This window comes from Rhodococcus aetherivorans (genome assembly GCF_011058165.1).
Classification (GTDB): Bacteria; Actinomycetota; Actinomycetes; order Mycobacteriales; family Mycobacteriaceae; genus Rhodococcus; species Rhodococcus aetherivorans.
Window position 1 is genome coordinate 34984 of sequence record NZ_JAALEG010000023.1, and the last position, 21755, is coordinate 56738.

Consider the following 21755-nt stretch of genomic DNA (forward strand, 5'->3'; position numbering starts at 1 on the left):
ACCTGTGGTCAGCCCCAAAACTTCTACACACCTCATGCACTGAAGTGCCGACGTGGCATGATCAACTTCCGTGATGACCGTCCACAAGCTCAATGCCGGGGACGGTTATGTCTATCTGACCAAGCATGTGGCGGCCGGGGATGCGACCGAGTCCCGCAAGGCCGATGCGGTCGACTACTACGTCGCCAAGGGCACCCCGCCCGGGATCTGGTGCGGCAAGTTGGCCGAGAAGGTCGGTGTCGAGGTCGGCACCGAGGTCACCGAATCGGCGATGCGGTCGGTGTTCGGAGCCGCTCGTACCCCGACCGCGTTCGACACCCGGCCGGGGACAGGGTCGACCCTGGAAGAGCGCCTCGACTGGTCCGCTCGCACCGCTCTCGGACGGGCGTTTTCGTGGTTCCAGAACAGCCAGGAGTACGTCAACGACGTCGAGGAACTGTGCAGCGCGTACAAGGGGCAGCACGGTGAGTACCCCGACAGCGAGGCCAAGAAGACTATCCAGTTCGCCACCGCCCGCAAGCACCTCGAACGCACGAACGGTGGGCGCGCCGACCTGCTCGGCGACGACGACATCTGGACGTTCGTCGCCGAGCAGTACGGCAAGGCCCGCTCCCCCGTCGCCGGTTACGACCTGGTGTTCACCCCCGCCAAATCCATCTCCCTGTTGTGGGGACTCGGGGACGAACGCGTCAAGGCGGCGGTCGAAGCGGCCCATGCGCAGGCGGTGTCCGAGACGTTGGAGTGGATCGAGAACGAGGTGATCTACACCCGCCGCGGGGCCGGCGGTGCGCGCAAGGTCAAGGCCGAGGGTCTGCTGGTGGCCCGGTTCGATCACTACGACAACCGCGCTGCGGATCCGAACCTGCACACCCACTGCGCGGTGTTCAATCGGGTACTCGCCGAGGGCAAGTGGACGAGCATCGACGGCACAATCCTGTACAAGGCGAACGTCGCCGGGTCGGAGAAGTACAACACCCGTGTGGCCGAGTTGGTCTCGCGCAAGCTCGGTGTCACCTTCGCTCGCCGCCCCGATACCCCGGTCGGCAAGCTGCCGGTTCACGAGGTCGACGGCATCCCGCTGTCGCTGATCGAGGAGTTCTCCCGCCGCTCGCAGATCGAGGCACGCCAGGAGGAACTGGCACGGGAATACAAGACCCGCTACGGCAAGAACCCGCCGAAGAAGGTGCAGTACGCCCACGCACAACAGGCCACCCTCGATACCCGCAACGCCAAGAATCCACCACGCTCGCTGTCCGAGTTGCGGGCCGAATGGCGCCAGCGCGCCGAGGCGATCCTCGCCGGCGGTGACCCCGGCGAGCTGGTGGCCGCGGTGCACGGTGACCGCGATCGCCGCCCGGAGCTGTCCCCGGATCAGGTCCCCACGGTGGTGGAGCAGGCGGTCGAGACGCTCTCGCGGAAGGTGGGCACCTGGACGGTGTTCTCCCTGTCCGCGCAGCTCGATCGGCAGCTGCGCGAGTTCGGTTTCGCCCACGACGAGGAGCTGCGGGCGATGTACGACAACGCCCTCGCACTCGCCCTGCGGGACTACTGCCTGCCGACCTTCACCGAGCAGTACACCGGGCCGGAGCGCATCACCGAACGCATCGAACGGGGCCTTCGGCGCAGCCAGCTCGTCGATCGTGCCGAGATGCGCTACACCGCACAGGCCGTGCTCGACGCCGAGGACTTCATGCGCCGACAGGCCGACACCGACGATGAGCGCACAGTCTCCGACTTCGTGATCCGACGCCAGATCCGCCGCGCCGAGAAACAGGCCGGCCACAGTCTCGGCGGCGACCAGATCGCCCTGATCGAACACTTCCTCACCGCGAACAAACGCGTCGCGGTGGCGGTCGGGGCGGCCGGTGCCGGCAAGACCACCGCCGCGACGGTGATCGCCCGCGCCTGGGAGGCCGCGCACGGAAAAGTCGTCGCGCTGGGTCCGTCGGCCCGTGCCGCCGAAGTGCTCGGAGAAGAGATTGCGGTGCAGGGCCGCACCATCGCCGACGTGCTCACCCGCCACCGGGCCGGTCTGCCGACCGGCATCGAGCAAGGCAGCCTGTTGCTCGTGGACGAGGCGGGCATGGCCTCGGCCCGGGATCTGGCGGACCTGACGCGCGTCGCGGTCGAAGCCGGTGCGGTGGTGCGACTGTTGGGCGATCCGCAGCAGCTCGCCTCCGTCGAAGCCGGTGGCGTGTTGCGTGATCTCGCCGATCTGACCGGCGCGCCGTTCCTCGAGAAGGTGCACCGGTTCACCACACCGGGTGAGGCCGAGGCGAGTCTGCTGCTGCGCAGCGGCAACGCCGAAGCTCTCGACTGGTACGCCGAGAACGACCGCATCCGCGAGGGCATGGCGCACGAACTGACCGGCATGGTGTTCGACGCCTATGTCGCCGACGTCGAGGCCGGCCATGTCACGGTGATGGTCGCGCCGACCAACGATCTGGTGCGCCAGCTCAACGAGAAGGCCGCCGCCTACTACCGCGCGGGCGGCACCGTCACCGGCCCCGGTGTCGTCCTGGCCGACGGTCTCGAGGCTGCCGTCGGGGACGTGGTGGTCACCCGCAAGAACACCTCGAAGTACGTTGTGAAGGACTCCGACGGCAAGAAGTCCGGTCGGGTGAAGAACGGCGATCTGTGGACCGTGGCCGGGATCGGCACCGACGGATCGTTGCGGCTGCGCCACACCATCAGCTCAGGTGAGGTCACCGTCGCCGCCGACTACATCACCGAGAACGTGCAACTCGGGTACGCGACGACCGTGCACCGCTCCCAGGGCATGACCGTCGGCCACTGCCACGTGCTCGCCGCAGCGAACATGAATCGGCAATCGCTGTACGTGGCGATGACCCGCGGCAAACTCGCCAACATCGTCTACGCCGCCCACGACGAACTCCCCGACTGGGACGTCGAACACGCCCAGGACGAGCACCCCGGCGCGATCGGGCTGCTGGCGAAGATCCTGGGCCGGGACGGCTCGCAGCGCACCGCCCACCAGATGATCGAACAGGCCCAGCGCCAGGCCGCGTCGTGGTCGCAGCTCACCGAGGTGTACGAGCTGGCGGTAAGCGCGCTGTACGAGGACTACACCGAAGCGCTCCTCGGCCGGATCCTCACCGAGCGGCAGTTCGGCTGGGTGCACGACCTCGGCGGCTGGGACACCATCGTCACCTGCGTCGCCCAGGCCGAAACCTTCGGCTGGGACACCCCGGGCCTGCTGCGCGAGGCCGTCGACACGATGCGCGAGCACGGCCGCGCCGGACGACTCGACGACGGCACGAACGCCCCCGGCCGCGTGCTGGCCACGGCGTTGAAGGACCGCATCTCCCCCACGGACGGACCGGCGTTCCCGCGCACCCGCACCGACGATCTGGCGCGGTACAGGGTGCCCGCCCTGACGGATGCGGCAGCGTCGATGGACCCGATCCTCGCCGCCTACGCCCGCGCCCACCAGCAGCAGATGCACGCCTTCGTCGACTCCTACCTCACGGCCGCGATCGAGCAGAACGCCCCGTGGCTCGCCGCCGTCGGCAGCCCCGGGGACGATCCGAGGCGAATCAGGCTGTGGAACACCACCGTGCGCGACATCGCGGTCTCCCGGGTGGTCGCCGGTGCACCCGACGATCAGCACGATCCGCTGGCCTACCTGCGCGGTGCCCGCCGCGAGAAGGCCGAAGCAGCGATTGCCCGGTTGACCATCCCGCCGTCGCAGCGGAAAGGTTCGGCGACGCCGGCCTCGCCGTATGCCCGCTACAGCGACACCGAACTACGCGCCGCCCGCCGGGCGAGCCTGCAGCGGCTCACCGAAGACCGGATGCTGCTGGCTTTGGCGCAGGAGGAGCTCGCCCGCGTCAGCGGCACCGACTCCGCGATTACAGCCGTCGACGAACGCGTCGCCGAGGTCGACCGTCAGAATGGGCAGATCCAGGCGGTGCGAGCCTCGCGTGCTGCCCTCGGCCGGTTGCGCACCGATCCGGCCGCAACCCCGGCGCAGATCGCGGCCGCGACGTCGGCGGTGTCGGTGGCCGAGCACACCGCACCGCTGGAGCGGGACTGGCCGATCATCGAACGCTCCGCACAGTTCAACCGGGCCTCGGCCTCGCGCTACGACTGCGCCCGCGTCCTCGACGACCAGGCCATCGGCCGAGTGCGCGACCGCATCACCCGGCTCGACGACGGACTGCGCACCGAAGAGAACATCCTCGGCCAGATCGACGCCGAGATCGGCCGACGCGACCACGAGGGAACCCCGCCCGACGCCCGCCGGAGCGGCCCCGAGCAGACCCCGCCACCGTCGGCGACCCCGCACCCCGAGCTGGACCCGACACAGCCCGAGTCCGGCCCCGAGGCGCAGATGTGACACCGACCGACGAGCACCGCGAGACGAAGACAGCGAGGACCCCGCCGATGGCTGACACCGACCGCACCCGCCGCTTCCGCCGTACCCGCCCCCAGACCACGCAGGATCCTGCCGCGTACATCGACGCCCGAGCCGATCGACGCGCAGCACCGCCGCAGACCACCGCGGGACAAGGATCCCGGCCTGCACCGGTGCAGGCGCGGCAGGATGTGGTCGATGTGGCCGCGTTCCTCCGCAAGGTCGACACCGCACGCAGCCAGGGCCGGCCCGCTCCCCGGCCCCAGCCGGTCCAGACCATTCTCGGTGCCTTCCGCGGCTCACCGGCGGTCCAGACCACCGTGCAGATTCTCGCCGCCGCCGCGACAGCACGGCACTTCGGCGGTGAGAAATCGGCCGCTGCCCGCAAGTGGGAAAAGCTCGCGCAGGACAACGGGGCCCGTCTCGAGGCGATGCGGGCCGCGCAGTACCACCAGGAACAATCCCGGTGCCTCCAGGCCCAGATGCCGCCGGAGGAGATGGACCGCCAGCTTCGCGCCCGTGTCGACGCCGACCGGGAAACCGACAGGCGGGCCTTCGACGCAGCCGGTGCGCTGGCTCTGAGCTACGTCGCGGTCCAGAGCCTGCCCTCGTTCGACAAGCTCGCCGACCTGTCCCGCGAACACCTCACCACCGACAAGCCAACCGCGGTCTCCCACGACGTTGCTGCCAGCATCGAGGGACAGACCCCTGAAGCACAGACCGAAAGCGGCACTGAGGAAGCCACAGCGGATACCGGAATCGACCTCGACAAGTCCCCGGTCTCCGGGGACACCACCTACGCGACCGAGCGGGACCTTCAGGCAGGCACCGCAGCCGAGAGCGGGCTGGATGCGGATGCCTCCGACCAGCTCGAACAGGTCGCCCAGCCCGCCCAGAAGACCAGTCCTGAACTGGGCAAGATTGGGTCCGTACTCCAGGCAGCCGGCCGAGGCATCACCTCCACGATCGGCCCGGTCAACGGCGACGACGAGGTAGCTCCACCGCTCTCCCCCGTCGACATGCACCAGCTCAACCAAGAGCTGCTGTCGGCCCTCGGTGCCGCGATGAGTGGCCACCCCCGGTCGGTGGCCGAAATGCTCAACAGCGAACGCCGACCCGACCCCACCAGCGAGGCCGCATTCGTCCCCGAGATGGGGATCGAACACGGCCAGGATAGGGCAGTCGGGTACTGACCACACCCGACGTTCGCGGCCACATCTCGCCCTGTCGGCCTCGTGGCACGCCAGGGGCTGGGAATGCGCCCGGATGTCCCTGCGACGTACTAGCTGCTGCAGACGGTGCGCCGCGTGTTCGAGCCGGCCAGTGGACGGGTGCCCCTACGAGCGGGACACAGAGGAACCAGCCTGATACAATTTCGTATAACACCAGTTGAGGAGGTGGTTTCTGTGTCGGTTGCCTTCGAACCGGAGATCGAACGCCGACTGCGGGCGGTACCCGCACGCAACGAACTCGCGAAAATCCTCAAGCTCCGCGCCGTCCACGACGCCGTCGAGGCCGGATGGACGCAGCGGCGCATCGCCGACGAGATCGGCGTCGAACAACCCGAGGTCAGCCGTCTGGCCAAAACCGCACGGCTCACCCCGCAGGTGTGCGAGCGCAACCCCCGGGAGGTGCTCCTCGAATACGCCGTGGGGATGCTCGACCACGCGGCGATGATGCGCGAACTCGAGAACTGGGACTACACGTTCGGGACAACCGATCCCACCGGCGAGGTCTACCTGCCGGGCACCTGGGACCAGATCGAACGCGCCGGTGACCTGCTCTCCGATGAGGACTACCGGCATCTTCTGCAAGTCACCGCCGCCCGGCGAGAAGCCGCGGGACGCGCATAGTGGCGGATCTGCGGGCAGCGACAGCAGCAGTCCTCGAGCGCATGTGCTCAGGCGGTGGCACCCTCGACCGCCACGGCGCCACCGCCTCCCACCGGCTCTACGCCCACGATCCGCACCGGCGCCGCACCGTGGACCGGATCATCGACAGCTATCTCGCCGAACAGCACAATGTCGTCCTCGACGGGCAGTTCTGCGCGATCGCCACCGCCGGGGTGCCGGGCGCCGGCAAGTCCACCAGCATCAAACGCCACGGCCTCGCCGGGCAGGGCTGGCGCGTCCTCGACGCCGACCGGGTCAAGGACTACCTGATCCGGGACGCCCTCGACACCGGCATCTACCGCAGCATCCTCGAGATGACACTGCCCGACGGCGGCACCGTCATGCCCCGCGAACTCGCCACCCTCGTGCACACCGAATCGACGAAGATCCTCGACGCCCTGCAGGAGGTGTGCCTGCGGCGCGGGGAGAACATCGTCATCGAAGGCACCTTCAGTTGGCCCGGACTCGGTGAACGCCTGCTGCGGCAACTCGGCGCCGCAGGCTACGAACGGTTCACCATCATAGACGTCGAAGTCCCTCGTGAACGCGCCCAGGGGCAAGCCCTGCAACGCTGGTGGGACGGTCGGCAACACTGCGACGACGGCCTCGGTGGCCGGTTCACCCCCGCCGCGGTCATCGCTGCCCTGTACCCGGACGACGGCGGTGGCACGATCTGCGCCGCCAACGCCCGCGCCGCCTTCGACCACCCGCTCGCCGCCGAAATCCACTCGGTCGAACTGCTCGTCGACGACTACACCAGCGGCGAACTGATCCAACGGGTCGCCACCCGCTGCGACGGCGTCCTCAACTACGAGTCCGCGACCGAGCACTCCGACACATAGGGTCCAGTCCCTCCAGGGAAGTTCGCAGCAGACACCCCGCCGAGAATTCCGCTGTCCGAGCCGGCTAACTCGTGGAGGGGGCCAACACGATGTCGAAGCGGACCTGCGACCAGGAGCGGTCACCGAGGTCGCGGCCGTCCGGGGTCGCGGTGCCGGCGGGTTGTTCGTCGAAGTCTTTGACGAGGGATTGCTTGACGCCGAACACGGTGTCGTACTTCAACAGTTCGTCACCGCGCACGAAGATGTGGGTGACGAGGGTGCGTTTGCCCGGTGCGGTGACCATGAAGTGCAGATGGGAGGCACGCATCGGAGAGCGTCCGGTGGCTTCGAGCATCTTCCCGACCGGCCCGTCGTGGGGGATCGGGTACGGGGTCGGTGTCAGGCCCCAGAAGCGGTAGTTTCCGTCGTCGTCGCTGAACAGATGGGCGCGGGCCGATACCCGGTCGTCGGTGTACTGCACGTCGTAGAAGCCGTCTTCGTCGGCTTCCCAGACCTCGATGCGCGCGTTGGGGATCGGGTTTCCGTCGGTGTCCGTGACGCTGCCTTCGACCCAGCAGGGCTGGCCCGCGGCGCCGCCGGAGATGTCGTCTCCGTTGTCGATGCGCGGGGAGTTCTCGACGAAGAACGGGCCGAACACCGTTGCTTCGGTGGCGTCTTCGTACGCTTCGTTGTTGACGTTGATCGTCTGCATCGACGCGCCGAGCACGTCCGAGAGCAGGATGAATTCCTGGCGGCGCTCGTCGGTGATGTGACCGACGGCGGTGAGGAATTCGATCGCCTTGTTCCATTCGGCCTCGGTCAGGCGCACGTCACGGATGAAGGCGTGCAGATGCCGCACGAGAGAGTGCATCAGCTGCTTGAGCCGCGGGTCGGTGCAGTTGTCGAACGAGCGCAGCACGTTGCTGATCAGCTGCTCTTCGACGGCCTGCTGCTCTGGGGAGATGTGCTCGGGGTTCGGGCGGTGTTCGGCTTCGAGGACTCGGGGGTGGTCGGTCATGGGGTTTCCTCGCTGTGGCGGGTGGCGTCGGTCGATCCCGGTGGGATCATGGCCGGGACGCCACGGTGGTTCAGTGGTCAGCACGGCGCCGATCGTGCGATCGCGATCGTGTCTGCGCGGACGAGGTCAGCGCAGAGGGTTCGCGGTGGGAGGTTTGCCGGCCCACGCTGCCTGCAACAGGCCGCGTACGTCGTTGTACGTGACCGGGCGCGGGTTGCCGTAGGGACGGCTGGTGACTTCGTCGGCGATGCGGTCGAGGTCGCTTTCCTGTGCTCCCAGCTCGGCAAGCGAGCGCGGGGCCCCCAGTTCACCGGCGAGCTCCCACAACCGTGCGGCGGGGTCGGCGGCACCTCCGAGGGCCCGGGAGAGCGCGGCGGTCGCCCCGGCAGCTGCGGGTTGATTGAAGGCCAGTGCGTGCGGGAGCACCACGGTGTGGGTCTGGGCGTGCGGCAGGTTCAGCGTTCCACCGAGGGAGTGGCAGAGCTTGTGGTGCAGCGACATCGTGGTCGCGCCCAGGCAGGCGCCGCACAACCAGGAGCCGTAGAGCGCTTCGCTTCTGGCCGACAGGTCGGAACTGTCGGCAGCGATCGCCGGCAGGGCGGTGGCCAGCGCCCGAACACCATCTTCGGCCATCAGCGAGATGATCGGCGTGGCGTCGGGGGCGTACAGGGCTTCGACAGCGTGGGCCATGGCGTTGATGCCGCTGGTCACCGACATCGCCACCGGCAAGGTCGCGGTGAGGGCGGGGTCGTAGACCACGCTGCGCGGCAGCACCCGAGGGTCACGTCCGGTGGTCTTGAGGCCGTCGGTGGTCAGTCCCCACACGGGCGTCATCTCCGAACCCGCGTAGGTGGTGGGGACGGCGACGATCGGAAGGCCGTGCTCGAGGGCGATCGCCTTGCCGAGTCCGATGGCGGACCCGCCGCCGACGGCCACGCAGCCGTCGGCTCCGACCCGGGCAGCCTCGGCGCTGGCCCGGTGCGCAACCTCGGCGGGTACGTGCATCACGGCCTCGGGCAGCACCCCGACGCTGCGGTCTCCGAGAGCCTCGGCGACCCGGGTGCCCATCGCCTTCTGATCGGGAGAGCAGATGACCAGCACCCGCTGCAGCCCGATCTGGTCGAGTTCGTCGGGCAGCGTGGACAGTGCGTCGACTCCGAAACGCACGCGCATCGGTAAGGCTTCGTACACGAATCGGCCTTTGGGAGTGGGGCGTGGGGCGGCAGAGGTGATGCCGATCTGGGGGTTCATGTGGTCTCCGGAAGGACAGGGCCGGGGAAAGTCGTGTCAGTTCGAGCCGGCGCGGCGCTTGTTGTAGATGTCGAAGGCGACGGCGAGCAGCAGGACCAGGCCCTTGACCACGGACTGCACGGCCTGGTCGATGCCCATCAGCTGCATGCCGTTGCTCATCACGGCCATGATGAGGCCACCGGTGACGGCGCCGATGACTCGGCCGACACCACCGGACACTGCCGCGCCACCGATGAACGCCGCGGCGATCGCGTCGAGCTCGAACATGTTGCCGGCGCCGGGCTGGGCCCCGTTGGTGCGGGAGGAGAACACGATGCCGGCGATGGCCGAGAGAAGGCCCATGTTCACGAAGATCCAGAAGTTGACGGCCTTGACCTTCACCCCGGACAGGGTGGCGGCGGAGAGGTTGCCGCCGATGGCGTAGACCTGTCGACCGAACACGCTGCGCTGCATGATGATGCTGTAGGCCATGATCAGCACGGCGAGCAGGATCAGCACGATCGGCATGCCGCGGGCGGTGGCCAGCTGCCAGGCGAAGGCCATCAGGGCGATGCCGACGACCAGGATCTTGGCGATGAACAGTGAGAAGGACGGGACGGTCTGGTTGTAGCGCAGGCGGGTCTGGCGGGTGCGGTACTGGCTGACCGCGTAGCCGACCACCGCGATCCCGAAGATCAGCAGGGTGAACACGTCGTAGCCGTAGCCGCCGAGCAGTCCGTTGAGGAAGCCCGAGGCGATCATGCCGTACTCGGAGGGGAACGGCGAGAGCGAGACGTTGTCGAGCACAACCAAGGTCAGGCCGCGGAACAGGAGCATGCCGGCGAGGGTGACGATGAACGCGGGTATCCCGACGTAGGCGACCCAGAAGCCGTGCCAGGCTCCGATGGCCAGGCCGGTGACCAGTGCGGCGGCGACACCGACCCACCACGGCATGCCGAAGGAGATGACCACCACCGCCGAGACGGCACCGGTGAGGGCGACGACGGAGCCGACCGACAGGTCGATGTGGCCGGCGATGATCACGATCACCATGCCGATGGCGAGGATCAGGATGTAGGAGTACTGGAGAACGATGTTGGTGATGTTGGCCGGGGAGAGCGAAGATCCCTCGGTCAGGACTGCGAACAGGGCGACGATCGTCACGAGGGCGATGTAGATGCCGCTGGTGCGTAGGTTGCGGGTGAACATCTCCCGCAACTCGCCAAGGCCGGAGGAGGCCGCCGCCGGCGCCGAGGGGGCCTGGTGTCCCTTCTGGGATCCCCGAGGGGCTGTCATGGTCATCGGGTCAGTTCCTTGTCTTGGGTCATGAGGGTCATGAGGCTTTCCTCGGTGGCGTCGGCGACCGGCAGTTGGCCGGTGATCCGTCCTGCGCTCAGCGCGTAGATGCGGTCGCAGGTGCCGATCAGTTCGAGCAGATCGGAGGAGATGACGACCACGGCTTTGCCGGCTTCGACGAAGCGGTTGATCAGCGTGTAGATCTCGTACTTGGCACCGACGTCGATGCCTCGGGTCGGCTCGTCGAGGATCAGGACATCGGGGTCGGTCAGCAGCCACTTCGACAGCACGACCTTCTGCTGATTGCCGCCGGAGAGCTTGCCGACGATGGCTTTGACGCTCGGAGCCTTGATGTTCATCGACTTCATCGCCGATTCGGCCGCCGCCGTCTCGGCCTGGGCGTTGACCAGGCCCCAGGTGGACAGTTTCCCCAGGGCAGAGCCGGAGATGTTGCGGGCGATGTCGTCGAGGAGGTTGAGGCCGTATTCCTTGCGGTCCTCGGTGGCGTAGGCCAGTCCGCAGTCGATGGCGTCGGCGACGGTGCGCGGCTTGATCTCGCGACCGTGCATGTACGCCCGACCGCAGATGTACCGACCGTAGGAGCGTCCGAACAGGCTCATGGCCAGTTCGGTGCGGCCCGCGCCCATGAGCCCGGCGATGCCGACGACCTCACCGGCGCGGACGTCGAAGCCGGCCCCGTTCACCACCAGCCGATCCTGGTACGGGTGCCGGACGGTCCAGTCCTCGACCTGCAGCACGACATCGCCGGGGTGGGATTCGCGTTCGGGGTAGAACGATTCGAGGTCGCGGCCGACCATGCCGCGGATGATGTGGTCGACGGTGACCTCCGGGTCGGACATGTCGAGCGTTTCGACGGTGCGCCCGTCCCGGATGACCGTGGTGTGGTCGGCGATGGCCTCCACCTCGTGCAGCTTGTGCGAGATGATGATCGAGGTGATGCCGCGCGAACGCAGGCCACGCACCAGATCCAGCAGGTGGGCCGAGTCGTTGTCGTTGAGCGCGGCGGTGGGCTCGTCGAGGATGAGCAGCTTGACGTCCTTGGACAGCGCCTTGGCGATCTCGACGAGTTGCTGTTTGCCGACGCCGAGTTGACCGACCGGGGTGGTGGGTTGTTCCGCCAGCCCGACCGAGCGCAGCAGCCCCTCGGCCTCGGCGTTGGTGCGGTGCCAGTCGATCAGTCCGCTGCGGCCGCGGCGTTCGTTGCCGAGGAAGATGTTCTCGGCGATCGACAGGTGCGGCACGAGGGCGAGTTCTTGGTGGATGATCACGATGCCGGCGTGCTCGGAGTCGCGAATGCTCGAGAACGTGCAGGTCGTGCCGTCGAACCGGATCTCGCCGCCGTAGCTGCCGGCCGGGTGGACACCGGAGAGCACCTTCATCAGGGTGGACTTTCCCGCGCCGTTCTCGCCGCAGATGGCGTGGACTTCGCCGCGTTCCACCGCCAGGGTGACCCCCGACAGAGCCTTGACGCCGGGGAATTCCTTGGTGATGGAACGCATTTCCAGAATATGGTCGGCCATTGTCTGCCGTCCTCTACAGGTGTGTTGTCGGGGCGGGGCGTACGCGGAGGGCGCGATGCGGTGGTTGCCGGGTGCTCATTCGAGCCGCCCCACTTGGACCTCTTGTGCGGTGTAGTACCCGGAGTCGACCAGGACGGTGTCGATGTTGTCCCGATAGATCGCGTGCACCGGCACGAGGAAGGACGGGACGATCATGGCCCCGTTGTCGTAGGACTCGGTGTCGTTGAGTTCGGGTTCTTTCCCCTTGAGCAGGTCGTCGGCACCGTGGACGGCTTGGTCGGCGAGGACGCGGGTGTCCTTGAAGACCGTCGAGTACTGCACGCCGTCGCTGACCATCTTCACCGAGGCGATCTCGGCATCCTGCCCGGTGGTGATGGGCATCGGCCTCGGTCCGGACTCGAGCGTCGGCCCGTAGCCGGCGTTCTGCAGCGCGGTGATCGCTCCGCGGGCGACGCTGTCGTTGGGCGTGAGCACCGCGTCGACCCGCGAGCCGTCGGAGTAGTGGGCGGTCAGCAGGTTGTCCATGCGTTCCTGGGCCTTCTGCTGCGACCAGTTCTCCGTCGCGATCTGGGCAAGCTGCGTCTGGGCGGACTTGACGACGAGGGTGCCGTTGTCGAGGTACGGCTGCAGCACCGACATCGCGCCGTTGAAGACGAAGGTGGCGTTGTTGTCGTCGAGCGAGCCACCGAACAGCTCCACGTTGAACGGGCCACGCTTGCCGGTGTCGGCGCCGTCCGGCCCGAGCACGCCGAGTCCTCGAAGCAGGGAGGTGGCCTGCTGGGCGCCGACCTTGAAGTTGTCGAAGGTGACGTAGAGGTCGACGTCGTCGCTGTTCCGGATCAGCCGGTCGTAGGAGATGATCGGGATGTCGGCGCCTTCGGCGGCCTGCAGCTGAGGCGAGAGGGCGGTGCCGTCGAGCGGGGCGAGAATGAGCAGATCCGCGCCCTGGGTGATCATCTGATCGACCTGCTGTTGCTGGGTGGGGATGTCGTTGTTGGCGAACTGCAGATCGATCTGATAGCCGAGGTCGGCCAGTCCCTGCTCGATGGCGGCGCTGTCGGAGATCCACCGCTCCTCGTCCTGGCTGGGCAGGGAGATGCCGATCCGCAGATCGCTCGGATCTGCATTCGCATCGCGTGCCCCGCCTCCGCCACCGGCGCCGGGGCCTCCGCAGCCTGCCAGCACCAGTGCGGTCGCTGCCGTCGCAGCGATCAGCAAACTTCTACCTTGCACAGTTCTTCTCCTTCGGAGCCCGCAGGTGCCTGCGCCCTGTCGCGCCGGCGCCGCTGTGCTGATGATTCGCTCTGAATTGCCCACACCCTCAAGTGTCGTACAGTGGACAATATGTTCACACAGTACCACAATGGAAGGCCAGAGGTGATCCCCATTACATCCGGGCACGATCATCCGGTCTCGAGGTCGTGGAAGGTGGGACGGCGAGAAGTCGGCGTTCCCTCCCGCGTGCGGGGCGCCTGACCGGCGGATCCGGGCAGGCAAGGCAGGCAATGGAATACAAGGGACGAGGGCGGAAAGTGGCGACCATTCAGCTGTTGATGAAGGCGAGCCAGGTGGTCGACGAGGTGGCCCGGATGGGCCCGTCGACGCCGGCGGAGCTGGCCAAGGCGGTGTCCGAGCCCCGGCCGACGGTCTATCGCATCATTTCCGCGCTGGAACAGGCCGAACTGGTGCGTCAGGCAGGAGGCGGCAAGCTCGAGCTCGGGACCGGAATCCTGCGGTTGGGCGATGCCGCGGTCGATGCGCTCGTCGATCGCGCCGAACTGCGTGCGCAGCTGCTCTGGGTGCGCGAACAGCTCGGTGTCAGCGTGTTCTTCTGCGTGCTGCGCGAGGGTGGGGCGGTGTGCCTGGATCAGGTCGACGGCGCCGACGTCGACCTGTTCAAGATCGCTCCGGGGCGCACCATGCCGCTGCATGCCGGAGCGACCTCGCATGTGCTGTTGGCGTTCGGCCCCGCCCAGGCTCGGTCGGCCGTCCTGGCCGAGGCGCCGTATCAGCGCCTCGCCTCGCGGACCCCGCTCACTGCGGACGAGCTGCAGGCCAGGCTCGACGACGCGCTCGCCGACGGTGCGTGCGTCGGGGACAGCGAGGTCACCGAAGGTGTCGCCTCGGTCAGCGTGCCGGTTTTCCGGGGTGACGGCTCCTTGCTGGGGGCGATCGCCGTGGCCGGGTTGCGCGAGGGGGTGCTCGGTCAGGAGCCCGTCGCCCGCAAGGCGTTGCTGGCGGCGGCAGAGGCCCTCACGGCCACGATGGCCGATGCCTCCCCGTTCGAGGCCGGGGAGACGCGGCCGGAGCGCGCCCCGGCGGCGGAGAAGGATTCGCCGCGGATGCCGGCCGTGATCGCCAAGGCGAACGCGCTGATGAGAGCGCTGGCCCAAGAGCGGATCGCCACGTCCACGCGCCTGACCGAGATGCTGGACGAGCCGGTGAGCTCGGTCTACCGCATGCTCGCCACCCTCGCCGAAGCGGGTTGGGTCGAACAGCTCGGACCCCGCGGCGCATACCGGGTGGGCATCAAACTGCTGTCCCTGTCCGGCGAGCTCACCCGCCGCCTCGACATCCGGCGGGCCGCGGCGCCGGTCCTGCGGGAAATCCACGAGGCGACCGGAGAGACCACGTTCCTGTGCATCCGGCGAGGCTCGCGGGCGGTGTGCATCGAACGGGTCGACGGGATCCGCGTCAACAGTCGGGTCCTGCAACTGGGCGAATCCCTCCCGCTGCACGTCGGTGCCGCTCCGAGGGCCCTGCTGGCGTTCGAAGACCGCCCCGCCTGGGAGGAATACGCCACCGTCGTCTCCAACAGCAACGAACCGTGGCGCAACGTGCGCTCCCGCGGGGAGTTCTTCGCGGACCTGGAACACATCCGCGAGCAGGGATTCGTCGTGAGCGACAACAACGTCACCCCGGGAATCGCCGCGATCGGGGCCCCGATCTTCAACCACCGCGGCGAGGTGGTCGCCTCGCTGTCGACCAGTGGGCTGCGCGAGGGCATTCTGGCCCCGAGCGCCGACGGGAAACCGTCGGTGACCGAACTGGTCTGCCGGGGCGCCCGGACGCTGTCCGACTACCTCGGCGCTCCCGACGCGGTGGTGGCGCAGTGGCATGGCACCGCCGATGCCGCCGACGTGTCTCAGCTCATAGTTTGACCCACAGCCCCCGCCGTGGAATCATTTGGACAGGATGTCCACCAAGTGACACCACCCCCTCGGTTCGGCTGACGGCTCAGCGGCCGTTCTCGCCAATCATCCCGAGCAGCACCACATCCGAACGATGCCCAGGGTGCTCGACCGACAGGAGACACTGCGTTGGAACCGATCGTTGTAGGACTTGTGGGAATCACCCACCCGCATGCCTCGGCACGAGTGCGGGCGCTCCGCCAGATCGACGGCGTCGAGGTGGTCGCGGCCGCGGACGACGATCCGCGCCTGAAGTACTTCACCGACAAATACGACATGGAACCTCGCGAGATCGACGAGATCCTTCAGGACGAGCGCATCAACGCGATCATGGTCCACTCCAAGAGCAAGGACATGGTTGCGCACGCCCGACGCGCCCTCGAAGCCGGCAAGTCGGTCGTCGTGGAAAAGCCGGGCGGTGGCACCGTCGAGGACCTGCTCGCCCTCGCCGAAGCGGAAGCCGAGGCGGCACCCGGCCAGATCGTCCAGGTCGGCTACAACGTGCGGCTGGCACAGTCGATCGCCCGCGCCAAGGAACTGATCGAGTCCGGTGCGATCGGCGAGGTCGTCACCGTCTCGGCCCGCGGCGCCGCGCTGGTCGGTGAGCACCTGACCCAGCACCTGAACCAGCCGGCCGACATGGGCGGGGCACTGTGGATCATCGGATGCCACATGCTCGACTCGCTCGTGCACATGTTCGGCGCGCCCGAATCGGTCAACGCCCGAGTCCACAAATCTTCCCGGCTCTCCGACGACCGCAGCCGGGAAGACTCCGCCTCGGTGCTGCTGAACTACCCGGACATGTCCATCACGTTCAGCTTCGACGGACACGATCACCTCGAATGGTTCGAGAGCTCGCGCATCTGCGTCTACGGCACCGGAGGAATGATCGAGGTCGGGATCCTGCCGCAGCGGTTGCGGGTCTACGTCGACGAGGACCGCGCAGAATGGCAGGCCGGCTGGACCGAGTGGACCCAGAGTCACTTCACCCCGCCGTTCGCTCGCACCGAGTTGAACAAGTTCTCCGAACTGCCCGAACTCGAGAACATCAGCAACTTCCACCCCGAGATGCGCGGATGGGTCGACAGCATCCGCACCGGCGCCCCCGTCGTCTCGCCCGTCGCCGATGCCCTGGCCGTCGCCCGCATCGTCGATGCCTGCTACCGCTCGGAAAAGGACCGCGGAGCCTCGATCGAGGTGGCCCCGGCATGAACCAGGAGACCAAGGAACCGATGAAGCCCCAGTTGATCGCCACCTGCTGGACCAGCGCGGGTGACGCCGCCCCGATGCGCCCGGACGAGTCCAGCCCCGTCCCGCTGGCCGAGCGCATCGCCCTGATCGCCCAGACCGGCTGGTCCGGCATCGGCCTGGTCCATGCCGACCTGCTCAAAGCCCGCGACACCATCGGCTACCCCGAACTGTCCCGCATGATCCGCGAGGCCGGCCTCGAGCACGTCGAGGTCGAGTTCCTCAACGACTGGTGGACCACCGGCGACGAGCGCGTGGCGGCCGACCGTCTGCGCGCCGATCTGTTCGAAGCAGCCGTCGCTCTCGGTGCCCGCCACATCAAGGTCGGGGCAGGGATGACGTACCAGCGGCTGCCGCTGTCCACCATGGCGTCCGCATTCGCCGACCTGGCCGACGAAGCCGCCGAGTCGGGCATCCAACTCGCACTCGAAGCCACGCCGTTCTCCCACCTGCGCACCACCCAGGAAGCGGTCGAGGTGGTCACCCGCTCCGACAGCCCCTCCGCGGGCCTGATGATCGACATCTGGCACACCGCCAAGACCGGACTGACCCACGAGCAGCTGTGGGATTTCGTTCCCATCGAGCGGGTCGCCGCCGTGGAGATCGACGACGGATACTTCGAGACCCTCGGCACCATCTTCGAGGACACCATCAACCGACGCACCTACTGCGGCGAGGGCGACTTCGACACCGCCGACTTCGTGCGGCGCACGCTCGAGGCCGGCTACCAGGGCCCGTGGGGTGTGGAGATCATCTCGGCCGAACACCGCAGCCGGCCGGTGGCCGACGGTCTCAAACGCGCCTACGACACCGCCATGAGCTGCTTCGCGGACGTCCACCAGACGGCCTGACCCCCCCTCTGCCGGACCCGGCACCCCACCCCACATCCCCTCGAAGCGGCGAGTCCGGCGCCCGCTCGCCGCTACACCCACGGAAGGTCCCCCATGTCCAGCTCCCGACGCCTACGTCTTGCCCTCTTCGGTTCCGGCCGCATCGGTCAAGTCCACGCCCGCAACGTCGCAGCCCACCCGAACATCGACCTGGCGATCATTGCGGACCCGTTCATCGACGGCGCCCGCCGCCTGGCCGACGAGACAGGAGCCCGAGCAGTCGAAGACCCCGCAGAAGTCTTCGCCGAACAGGGACTCGACGGTGTCATCATCGGATCACCGACCAACACCCATGTCGACCTCATCTCCCGCTCGGTCGAGCACGGCCTCGCCGTGCTGTGCGAAAAGCCCATCGACCTCGACATCGAGACCGTCCTCGAGTGCCGAGAACAGCTCAGCGGCACCACGGTGCCGATCATGCTCGGCTTCAACCGTCGCTTCGATCCGCACTTCGCGGCCGTCCGCAGCCGGGTCGAGGCCGGCGAGATCGGCCGGCTCGAACAACTCACGATCACCAGCCGCGACCCGGCGCCGGCCCCCCGCAACTACATCGAAACCTCCGGTGGCATCTTCCGGGACATGACCATTCACGACCTGGACATGGCCCGATTCTTCGTGCCCGACATCGTCGAGGTCTCCGCGGTGGGATCCAACGTCTTCAGCGAGGACATCGAAGAACTCGGTGACTTCGATTCGGTCGTCGTCACCCTGCGCGGACGCGATGGCGAACTGATCAACATCACCAACTCCCGCCACTGCGCCTTCGGCTACGACCAGCGCCTCGAAGCCTTCGGATCCGAGGGCCTGCTGTCGGCCGGCAACGTCACCCCCACCAACGTGAGGAAGTACTCCAGCGCCGGCACCGAGGAATCGTCGCCCTACCTGCCGTTCTTCCTCGAACGCTACGTCCAGGCCTACAGCGCCGAACTGGAAGCCTTCGCGCATTCGATCCGCACCGGTGCCCCGTGCTCCCCCAGCTTCGACGACGGTGTCGCCGCACTGGTCTTGGCGAATGCGGCCGAAGAAGCGGCCAGCACCGGCAAGACCGTCACCATCGGCAAGGACTGACACCCACCACCGATTCCACCCTTGGGTGCCCTGGTCCTCACCAACCCCCGGTGGGGGCATAGGAGCCACAGGGCACCCAAGGGTGAATAGCACGAAATCTCAAGGCCACCAGCACGATTCTTCGGCTCCACAGTCTCCCGTGGGGCGTCGTCCCTGTGGTGGCACTGTCACCGCAGATGCGAATTGGATCCGCAGCACACGGCATCGCCCAGCACTGGGCACGCACCATCCGCGCCGCCCACCCAGATCTCGACGGGCTCGCCTATCGCCGACGGTTCGCCGGTGGACTGTGCGTCGCGCTCTTCACGCCCGCCGCCCAGGCGTTCCTGGATCACCCCGAGACGATCCCCTCGAGCGCTGTTCGCCCACCCTGCTCCTGCCTCTGTCTCGACAGCTGTACCCCCGGGAAGCACACCAGACCTCCCGGGGATACCGCGGGCGAAGGAGCAGCCTCAGACCTGTCGACGGCACATGAAGGGGTGGTTCACTGCCCTGCTCCTTCGTTCTGATCCAGAATCATGGCGAGCACGCCGGCGGGGACGGGTTCGGCAGGCATGGCCGGCCATCCCATGAAGCTGCGATCGGACGTGGCATTGGCCATCGGGCCGGTGTCGCCGTCGAGGATGACCCGCAGATGCGGTTCGAGGTGCTGGATCCACCACAAGGACATCGCCGAAGCCGAGTCGGAGACTCGGGCTTCTTCCCACGCGTGGTGCAGCGCGGTCAGCCGGGCGACGACCTCCGGGTAGGCCCACCACCGCGAATCCCAGGACAGGCCGCCGTCGTTGTCGCTGATCCGGCGCCGGATCACCGGCACGAAGTAGCCTTCCACGAACTCGATGACGTTCTTGAACTTCGGTTCCTTCTTCTCGGGCTCGTATTCATCCCGCCTGTCGTTCAGCTCGTCCTCGACTTCCTCCTCGAAGTCGTCGGTGTCCTCGAAGTCGTCGGTGTCCTCGAAGTCGTCGGTGTCCTCGTAGTCATCGGTAGCGTCGTAGTCGTCGCCGTCCGGGGCGTCGTTGCTGGTGTCCCACTCCTCGGGGTCTGCGGTGTTGATCTCGACCATGGTCAGTCCTTCGTCAGAAATTCGGAGTGGAAGAGACGGTCGGCGCGAGAGGTATCCGGCGTCGGCGCGACAGGGATAGGCGTCGTGTCGGCCCGGTCCTCGGTCTGCATCTCCGTGGTGGCCGCAGCGTCGGCCCGGTCGGATTCGCCGACGGGCAGGGCCTTCTGCTGGGCGGGCACGAGGTGCTTGCTTTCGCGTTGCGACTGGCGAATCGCCTCGGCGAACGGCGAGTTCCCCCAGAACGCCTTACGGACCAGGATCGGGGTGGAGCCACCGATGGTGACCAGGGCACGGGTTTTCGGCAGGGCCCGCAGGTCTCGCTTTTCGAAGATGGTCTCCTTCTGCCAACTGCTCGACACGCTCGCCTGGCCGCCCGATAAGAAGCCGGCGGGGCGGCTGCGGGATTCGGTGTCGACGTAGTGGGTGCCGACGGTATCGACCAGGCCGGACAGGAAGGCATCGTCGTCGACGTTGCCGCCGTACCAGATCACGCTGCACGCATCGACCATGGCTTTGAATGCTTCGCGGCCCCAGACGTTCTCTCCTTGGGAGGGGGACTGGAAGAAGGTGATGAGGATGATGCCGCGGCCGCCGAAGTGTGAGTACCAGCGCGGCAGGTCCTCGAGCTTGCAGATGTTGGCGGCTTCGTCGAGCACCGCCGTCAGCGGGAGCGGCATCCGTTCCGATTCCTGCTGTTCGGAGTATTCCTCGGCGCAGGTGAGGATCTGCCCGACCAGGGCACTCGAGATCGCCGAGGACGAGCCGGGGCCGTCCTTGGACAGCGCATACATCGTGTCGGTGCGCTTGACGAACTCCTCGGCGATGAACTCCGGCAGGTCGTGGACGCGGCGGCCAGGAGTGATGGTGACCTGGCCGTAGGTATCGGTGCCGATGACCACCCGGCGGTTCGGCAGGACCGCCTCGGCGTAGCGGGGCTCGTCCAGCGGGGACAGGAAGCGGCGGGCCATGTCGTAGAAGCCGTCGCGCTGCTTGGCGTTGACGGCCTGCTTGCCGCGCATCGTGCGGGCGAGTTCCGGGTAGCCGTACTGCTCGAGCACCGCCGGGGGAATCTGCGATTGGGTGTGGGTCAGCCACTCGACCACATGCCGAATGTCCCCGCCGGCCAACGCCGCGGCGAGCAGGTAGGAGGCGAACAGGTCCCGGGCGTTGCCGTCGAAGTAGGCATCGACCCGGGCACCGGCATCGGTGGCGGCGGAGATGAAGTAGCCGCACACGACCGCGGCGGAGGGCAGGTCGGTGACCGTGCGCAGCGGGTCGAACCAGAAGCTTGCCCGCTGCTGCCGGTTACCGGTGCTCACCCCTTGCAGGTCGAACACCCATACCCGCCCCGCTCTGGCGGCACAGACCGACGGTGTGCGAGTACACATCGCCGCGGTTCGAGGCCACCAGCGCCGCACCGGGGGCGTGGCAGATCGCCGGGATGGCGAGGCTGGCGGATTTGCCCATGCGGGCGCCGGCGAACGCGATCGCCACGAATTCCCAGGTCATGCGCACGGTGCGACCCCCGACCACCGTGTGTCCGAGGGGAATGCCGAGATAGCCCGGATGGTCTTTCGGGATGGCTGGGGCGAGCCGGTCGGTGCTGGCGGCGAGGTAGTTCGGGTCGGCCTCGTCGACCTCCTTTGGGTCGACCATCGTGCGGGCGAGGCGGTCGATGCGCTTTTCGAACTGCTTGCCCTTGAGGTTTTCGAGCACCCCGAACCGGCGCAGCGCCCACCAGCTCGCGCCGGCGATCGCCGCGACCAGGATGACTTCGAGGATGAGGATGGTGGTCGCTCCGGCCGGCCAGCTGGTCGCCCCCAACGCCAGGACGAAGAAGAGTCCGAGCGGATTCCAGGTGGGGTCTTCTCCCCCGCCGGTGTTGTAGGCAATCGTCGGCAGATACGCCGCCACCACGACGAAGGGGAACGCGGTGAGGAACACCTCGTCGGCGCCCGAGGAGGTGCGGGGCCGATCGCGTCGCGTCTGTGCCATGGTCGTGTGCCCCTTCTACTGCTGGAATCGGTAGTCGGTCAGGCGCCAGCCGTCGTCGGTGCGGACGGTGGTGGTGCGCCAGGTCTCCGGGGTCAGGCGGGTGGGCACACCACCGTGCGCG

15 protein-coding genes and 1 pseudogene are annotated in these 21755 nt (G+C 67.7%); 9 read left to right on the plus strand and 7 right to left on the minus strand.

The features are described from left to right. Positions 1–73: 73 nt before the first annotated feature. The 4 genes from mobF (at position 74) to G6039_RS11965 (ending at position 7112) form a co-directional block, all read left to right on the plus strand. Complete coding sequence (mobF, locus tag G6039_RS11950; RefSeq protein WP_164528077.1) at positions 74–4360, plus strand: MobF family relaxase; 4287 nt, start codon at positions 74–76, stop codon at positions 4358–4360. A 47-nt stretch (positions 4361–4407) separates the two neighbouring features. Continuing rightward, on the plus strand, positions 4408–5571 hold the full coding sequence (locus tag G6039_RS11955; protein WP_043800234.1) for a hypothetical protein: 1164 nt from the start codon (positions 4408–4410) through the stop codon (positions 5569–5571). A 213-nt stretch (positions 5572–5784) separates the two neighbouring features. Beyond that, complete coding sequence (locus tag G6039_RS11960; protein WP_080688567.1) at positions 5785–6231, plus strand: hypothetical protein; 447 nt, start codon at positions 5785–5787, stop codon at positions 6229–6231. Between the two features lie 41 nt (positions 6232–6272). Continuing rightward, a complete protein-coding gene (locus G6039_RS11965; protein ID WP_051446093.1) occupies positions 6273–7112 on the plus strand; it encodes a zeta toxin family protein in 840 nt (279 codons plus the stop codon). Positions 7113–7176: 64 nt separating this feature from the next. Here the strand turns inward: G6039_RS11965 and G6039_RS11970 are convergent, their stop codons facing one another. The 5 genes from G6039_RS11970 to chvE all read right to left on the minus strand — a co-directional run bounded on the left by G6039_RS11970 (position 7177) and on the right by chvE (position 13409). Continuing rightward, complete coding sequence (locus G6039_RS11970) at positions 7177–8109, minus strand: intradiol ring-cleavage dioxygenase (protein ID WP_051446092.1); 933 nt, start codon at positions 8107–8109, stop codon at positions 7177–7179. A gap of 126 nt (positions 8110–8235) precedes the next feature. Next, positions 8236–9282, minus strand: coding sequence for a maleylacetate reductase (locus tag G6039_RS11975; RefSeq protein ID WP_043800231.1), 1047 nt, complete (start codon positions 9280–9282; stop codon positions 8236–8238). A gap of 114 nt (positions 9283–9396) precedes the next feature. After that, entirely contained in the window at positions 9397–10641 is a 1245-nt protein-coding gene (gene mmsB, locus G6039_RS11980) for a multiple monosaccharide ABC transporter permease (RefSeq protein ID WP_043800228.1), read from the minus strand. Continuing rightward, positions 10638–12176, minus strand: a complete 1539-nt coding sequence (mmsA, locus tag G6039_RS11985) for a multiple monosaccharide ABC transporter ATP-binding protein (protein WP_043800226.1) — start codon at positions 12174–12176, stop codon at positions 10638–10640. Before mmsA ends, mmsB begins: the two co-directional genes overlap by 4 nt. A gap of 75 nt (positions 12177–12251) precedes the next feature. Next, a complete protein-coding gene (chvE, locus tag G6039_RS11990) occupies positions 12252–13409 on the minus strand; it encodes a multiple monosaccharide ABC transporter substrate-binding protein (RefSeq protein WP_043800223.1) in 1158 nt (385 codons plus the stop codon). Positions 13410–13708: 299 nt separating this feature from the next. Between chvE and G6039_RS11995 the strand changes: the two genes are divergently transcribed. From G6039_RS11995 to G6039_RS31415, 5 genes are all read left to right on the plus strand, one after another. Continuing rightward, the gene (locus G6039_RS11995; RefSeq protein WP_152103988.1) at positions 13709–15337 is read left to right on the plus strand and encodes an IclR family transcriptional regulator; all 1629 of its coding nucleotides are present in this window, start codon (positions 13709–13711) and stop codon (positions 15335–15337) included. A 183-nt stretch (positions 15338–15520) separates the two neighbouring features. Further along, positions 15521–16579 carry a Gfo/Idh/MocA family protein gene (locus G6039_RS12000; protein WP_235194080.1) on the plus strand — a complete coding sequence of 353 codons (1059 nt, stop codon included), beginning with the start codon at positions 15521–15523 and terminating at the stop codon, positions 16577–16579. Then, a complete protein-coding gene (locus G6039_RS12005; protein ID WP_235194079.1) occupies positions 16576–17466 on the plus strand; it encodes a sugar phosphate isomerase/epimerase family protein in 891 nt (296 codons plus the stop codon). Before G6039_RS12000 ends, G6039_RS12005 begins: the two co-directional genes overlap by 4 nt. A 93-nt stretch (positions 17467–17559) precedes the next feature. Further along, a complete protein-coding gene (iolG, locus tag G6039_RS12010; RefSeq protein ID WP_043800217.1) occupies positions 17560–18573 on the plus strand; it encodes an inositol 2-dehydrogenase in 1014 nt (337 codons plus the stop codon). Positions 18574–18749: 176 nt separating this feature from the next. Next, positions 18750–19082, plus strand: a complete 333-nt coding sequence (locus G6039_RS31415) for an RES family NAD+ phosphorylase (protein WP_373867516.1) — start codon at positions 18750–18752, stop codon at positions 19080–19082. Here G6039_RS31415 and G6039_RS12020 read toward each other — a convergent pair. Both G6039_RS12020 and G6039_RS31235 read right to left on the minus strand, forming a co-directional pair. Continuing rightward, a complete protein-coding gene (locus G6039_RS12020) occupies positions 19058–19639 on the minus strand; it encodes a DUF4913 domain-containing protein (RefSeq protein ID WP_043800215.1) in 582 nt (193 codons plus the stop codon). The two genes, G6039_RS31415 and G6039_RS12020, sit on opposite strands and share 25 nt — an antisense overlap. Before the next feature lie 2 nt (positions 19640–19641). After that, positions 19642–21634: pseudogene (locus G6039_RS31235) on the minus strand (type IV secretory system conjugative DNA transfer family protein). Positions 21635–21755: the final 121 nt, after the last annotated feature.

Excerpts from the sequence above, each read along its gene's own strand:
- mobF (WP_164528077.1), top strand. The coding sequence starts at position 74 with ATGACCGTCCACAAGCTCAATGCCGGGGACGGTTATGTCTATCTGACC.
- G6039_RS11955 (WP_043800234.1), top strand. The coding sequence starts at position 4,408 with ATGGCTGACACCGACCGCACCCGCCGCTTCCGCCGTACCCGCCCCCAG.
- G6039_RS11965 (WP_051446093.1), top strand. The coding sequence starts at position 6,273 with ATGTGCTCAGGCGGTGGCACCCTCGACCGCCACGGCGCCACCGCCTCC.
- G6039_RS11970 (WP_051446092.1), bottom strand. The coding sequence starts at position 8,109 with ATGACCGACCACCCCCGAGTCCTCGAAGCCGAACACCGCCCGAACCCC.
- G6039_RS11975 (WP_043800231.1), bottom strand. The coding sequence starts at position 9,282 with ATGCGCGTGCGTTTCGGAGTCGACGCACTGTCCACGCTGCCCGACGAA.
- mmsB (WP_043800228.1), bottom strand. The coding sequence starts at position 10,641 with ATGACCATGACAGCCCCTCGGGGATCCCAGAAGGGACACCAGGCCCCC.
- mmsA (WP_043800226.1), bottom strand. The coding sequence starts at position 12,176 with ATGGCCGACCATATTCTGGAAATGCGTTCCATCACCAAGGAATTCCCC.
- G6039_RS12005 (WP_235194079.1), top strand. The coding sequence starts at position 16,576 with ATGAACCAGGAGACCAAGGAACCGATGAAGCCCCAGTTGATCGCCACC.
- iolG (WP_043800217.1), top strand. The coding sequence starts at position 17,560 with ATGTCCAGCTCCCGACGCCTACGTCTTGCCCTCTTCGGTTCCGGCCGC.
- G6039_RS31415 (WP_373867516.1), top strand. The coding sequence starts at position 18,750 with ATGCGAATTGGATCCGCAGCACACGGCATCGCCCAGCACTGGGCACGC.
- G6039_RS12020 (WP_043800215.1), bottom strand. The coding sequence starts at position 19,639 with ATGGTCGAGATCAACACCGCAGACCCCGAGGAGTGGGACACCAGCAAC.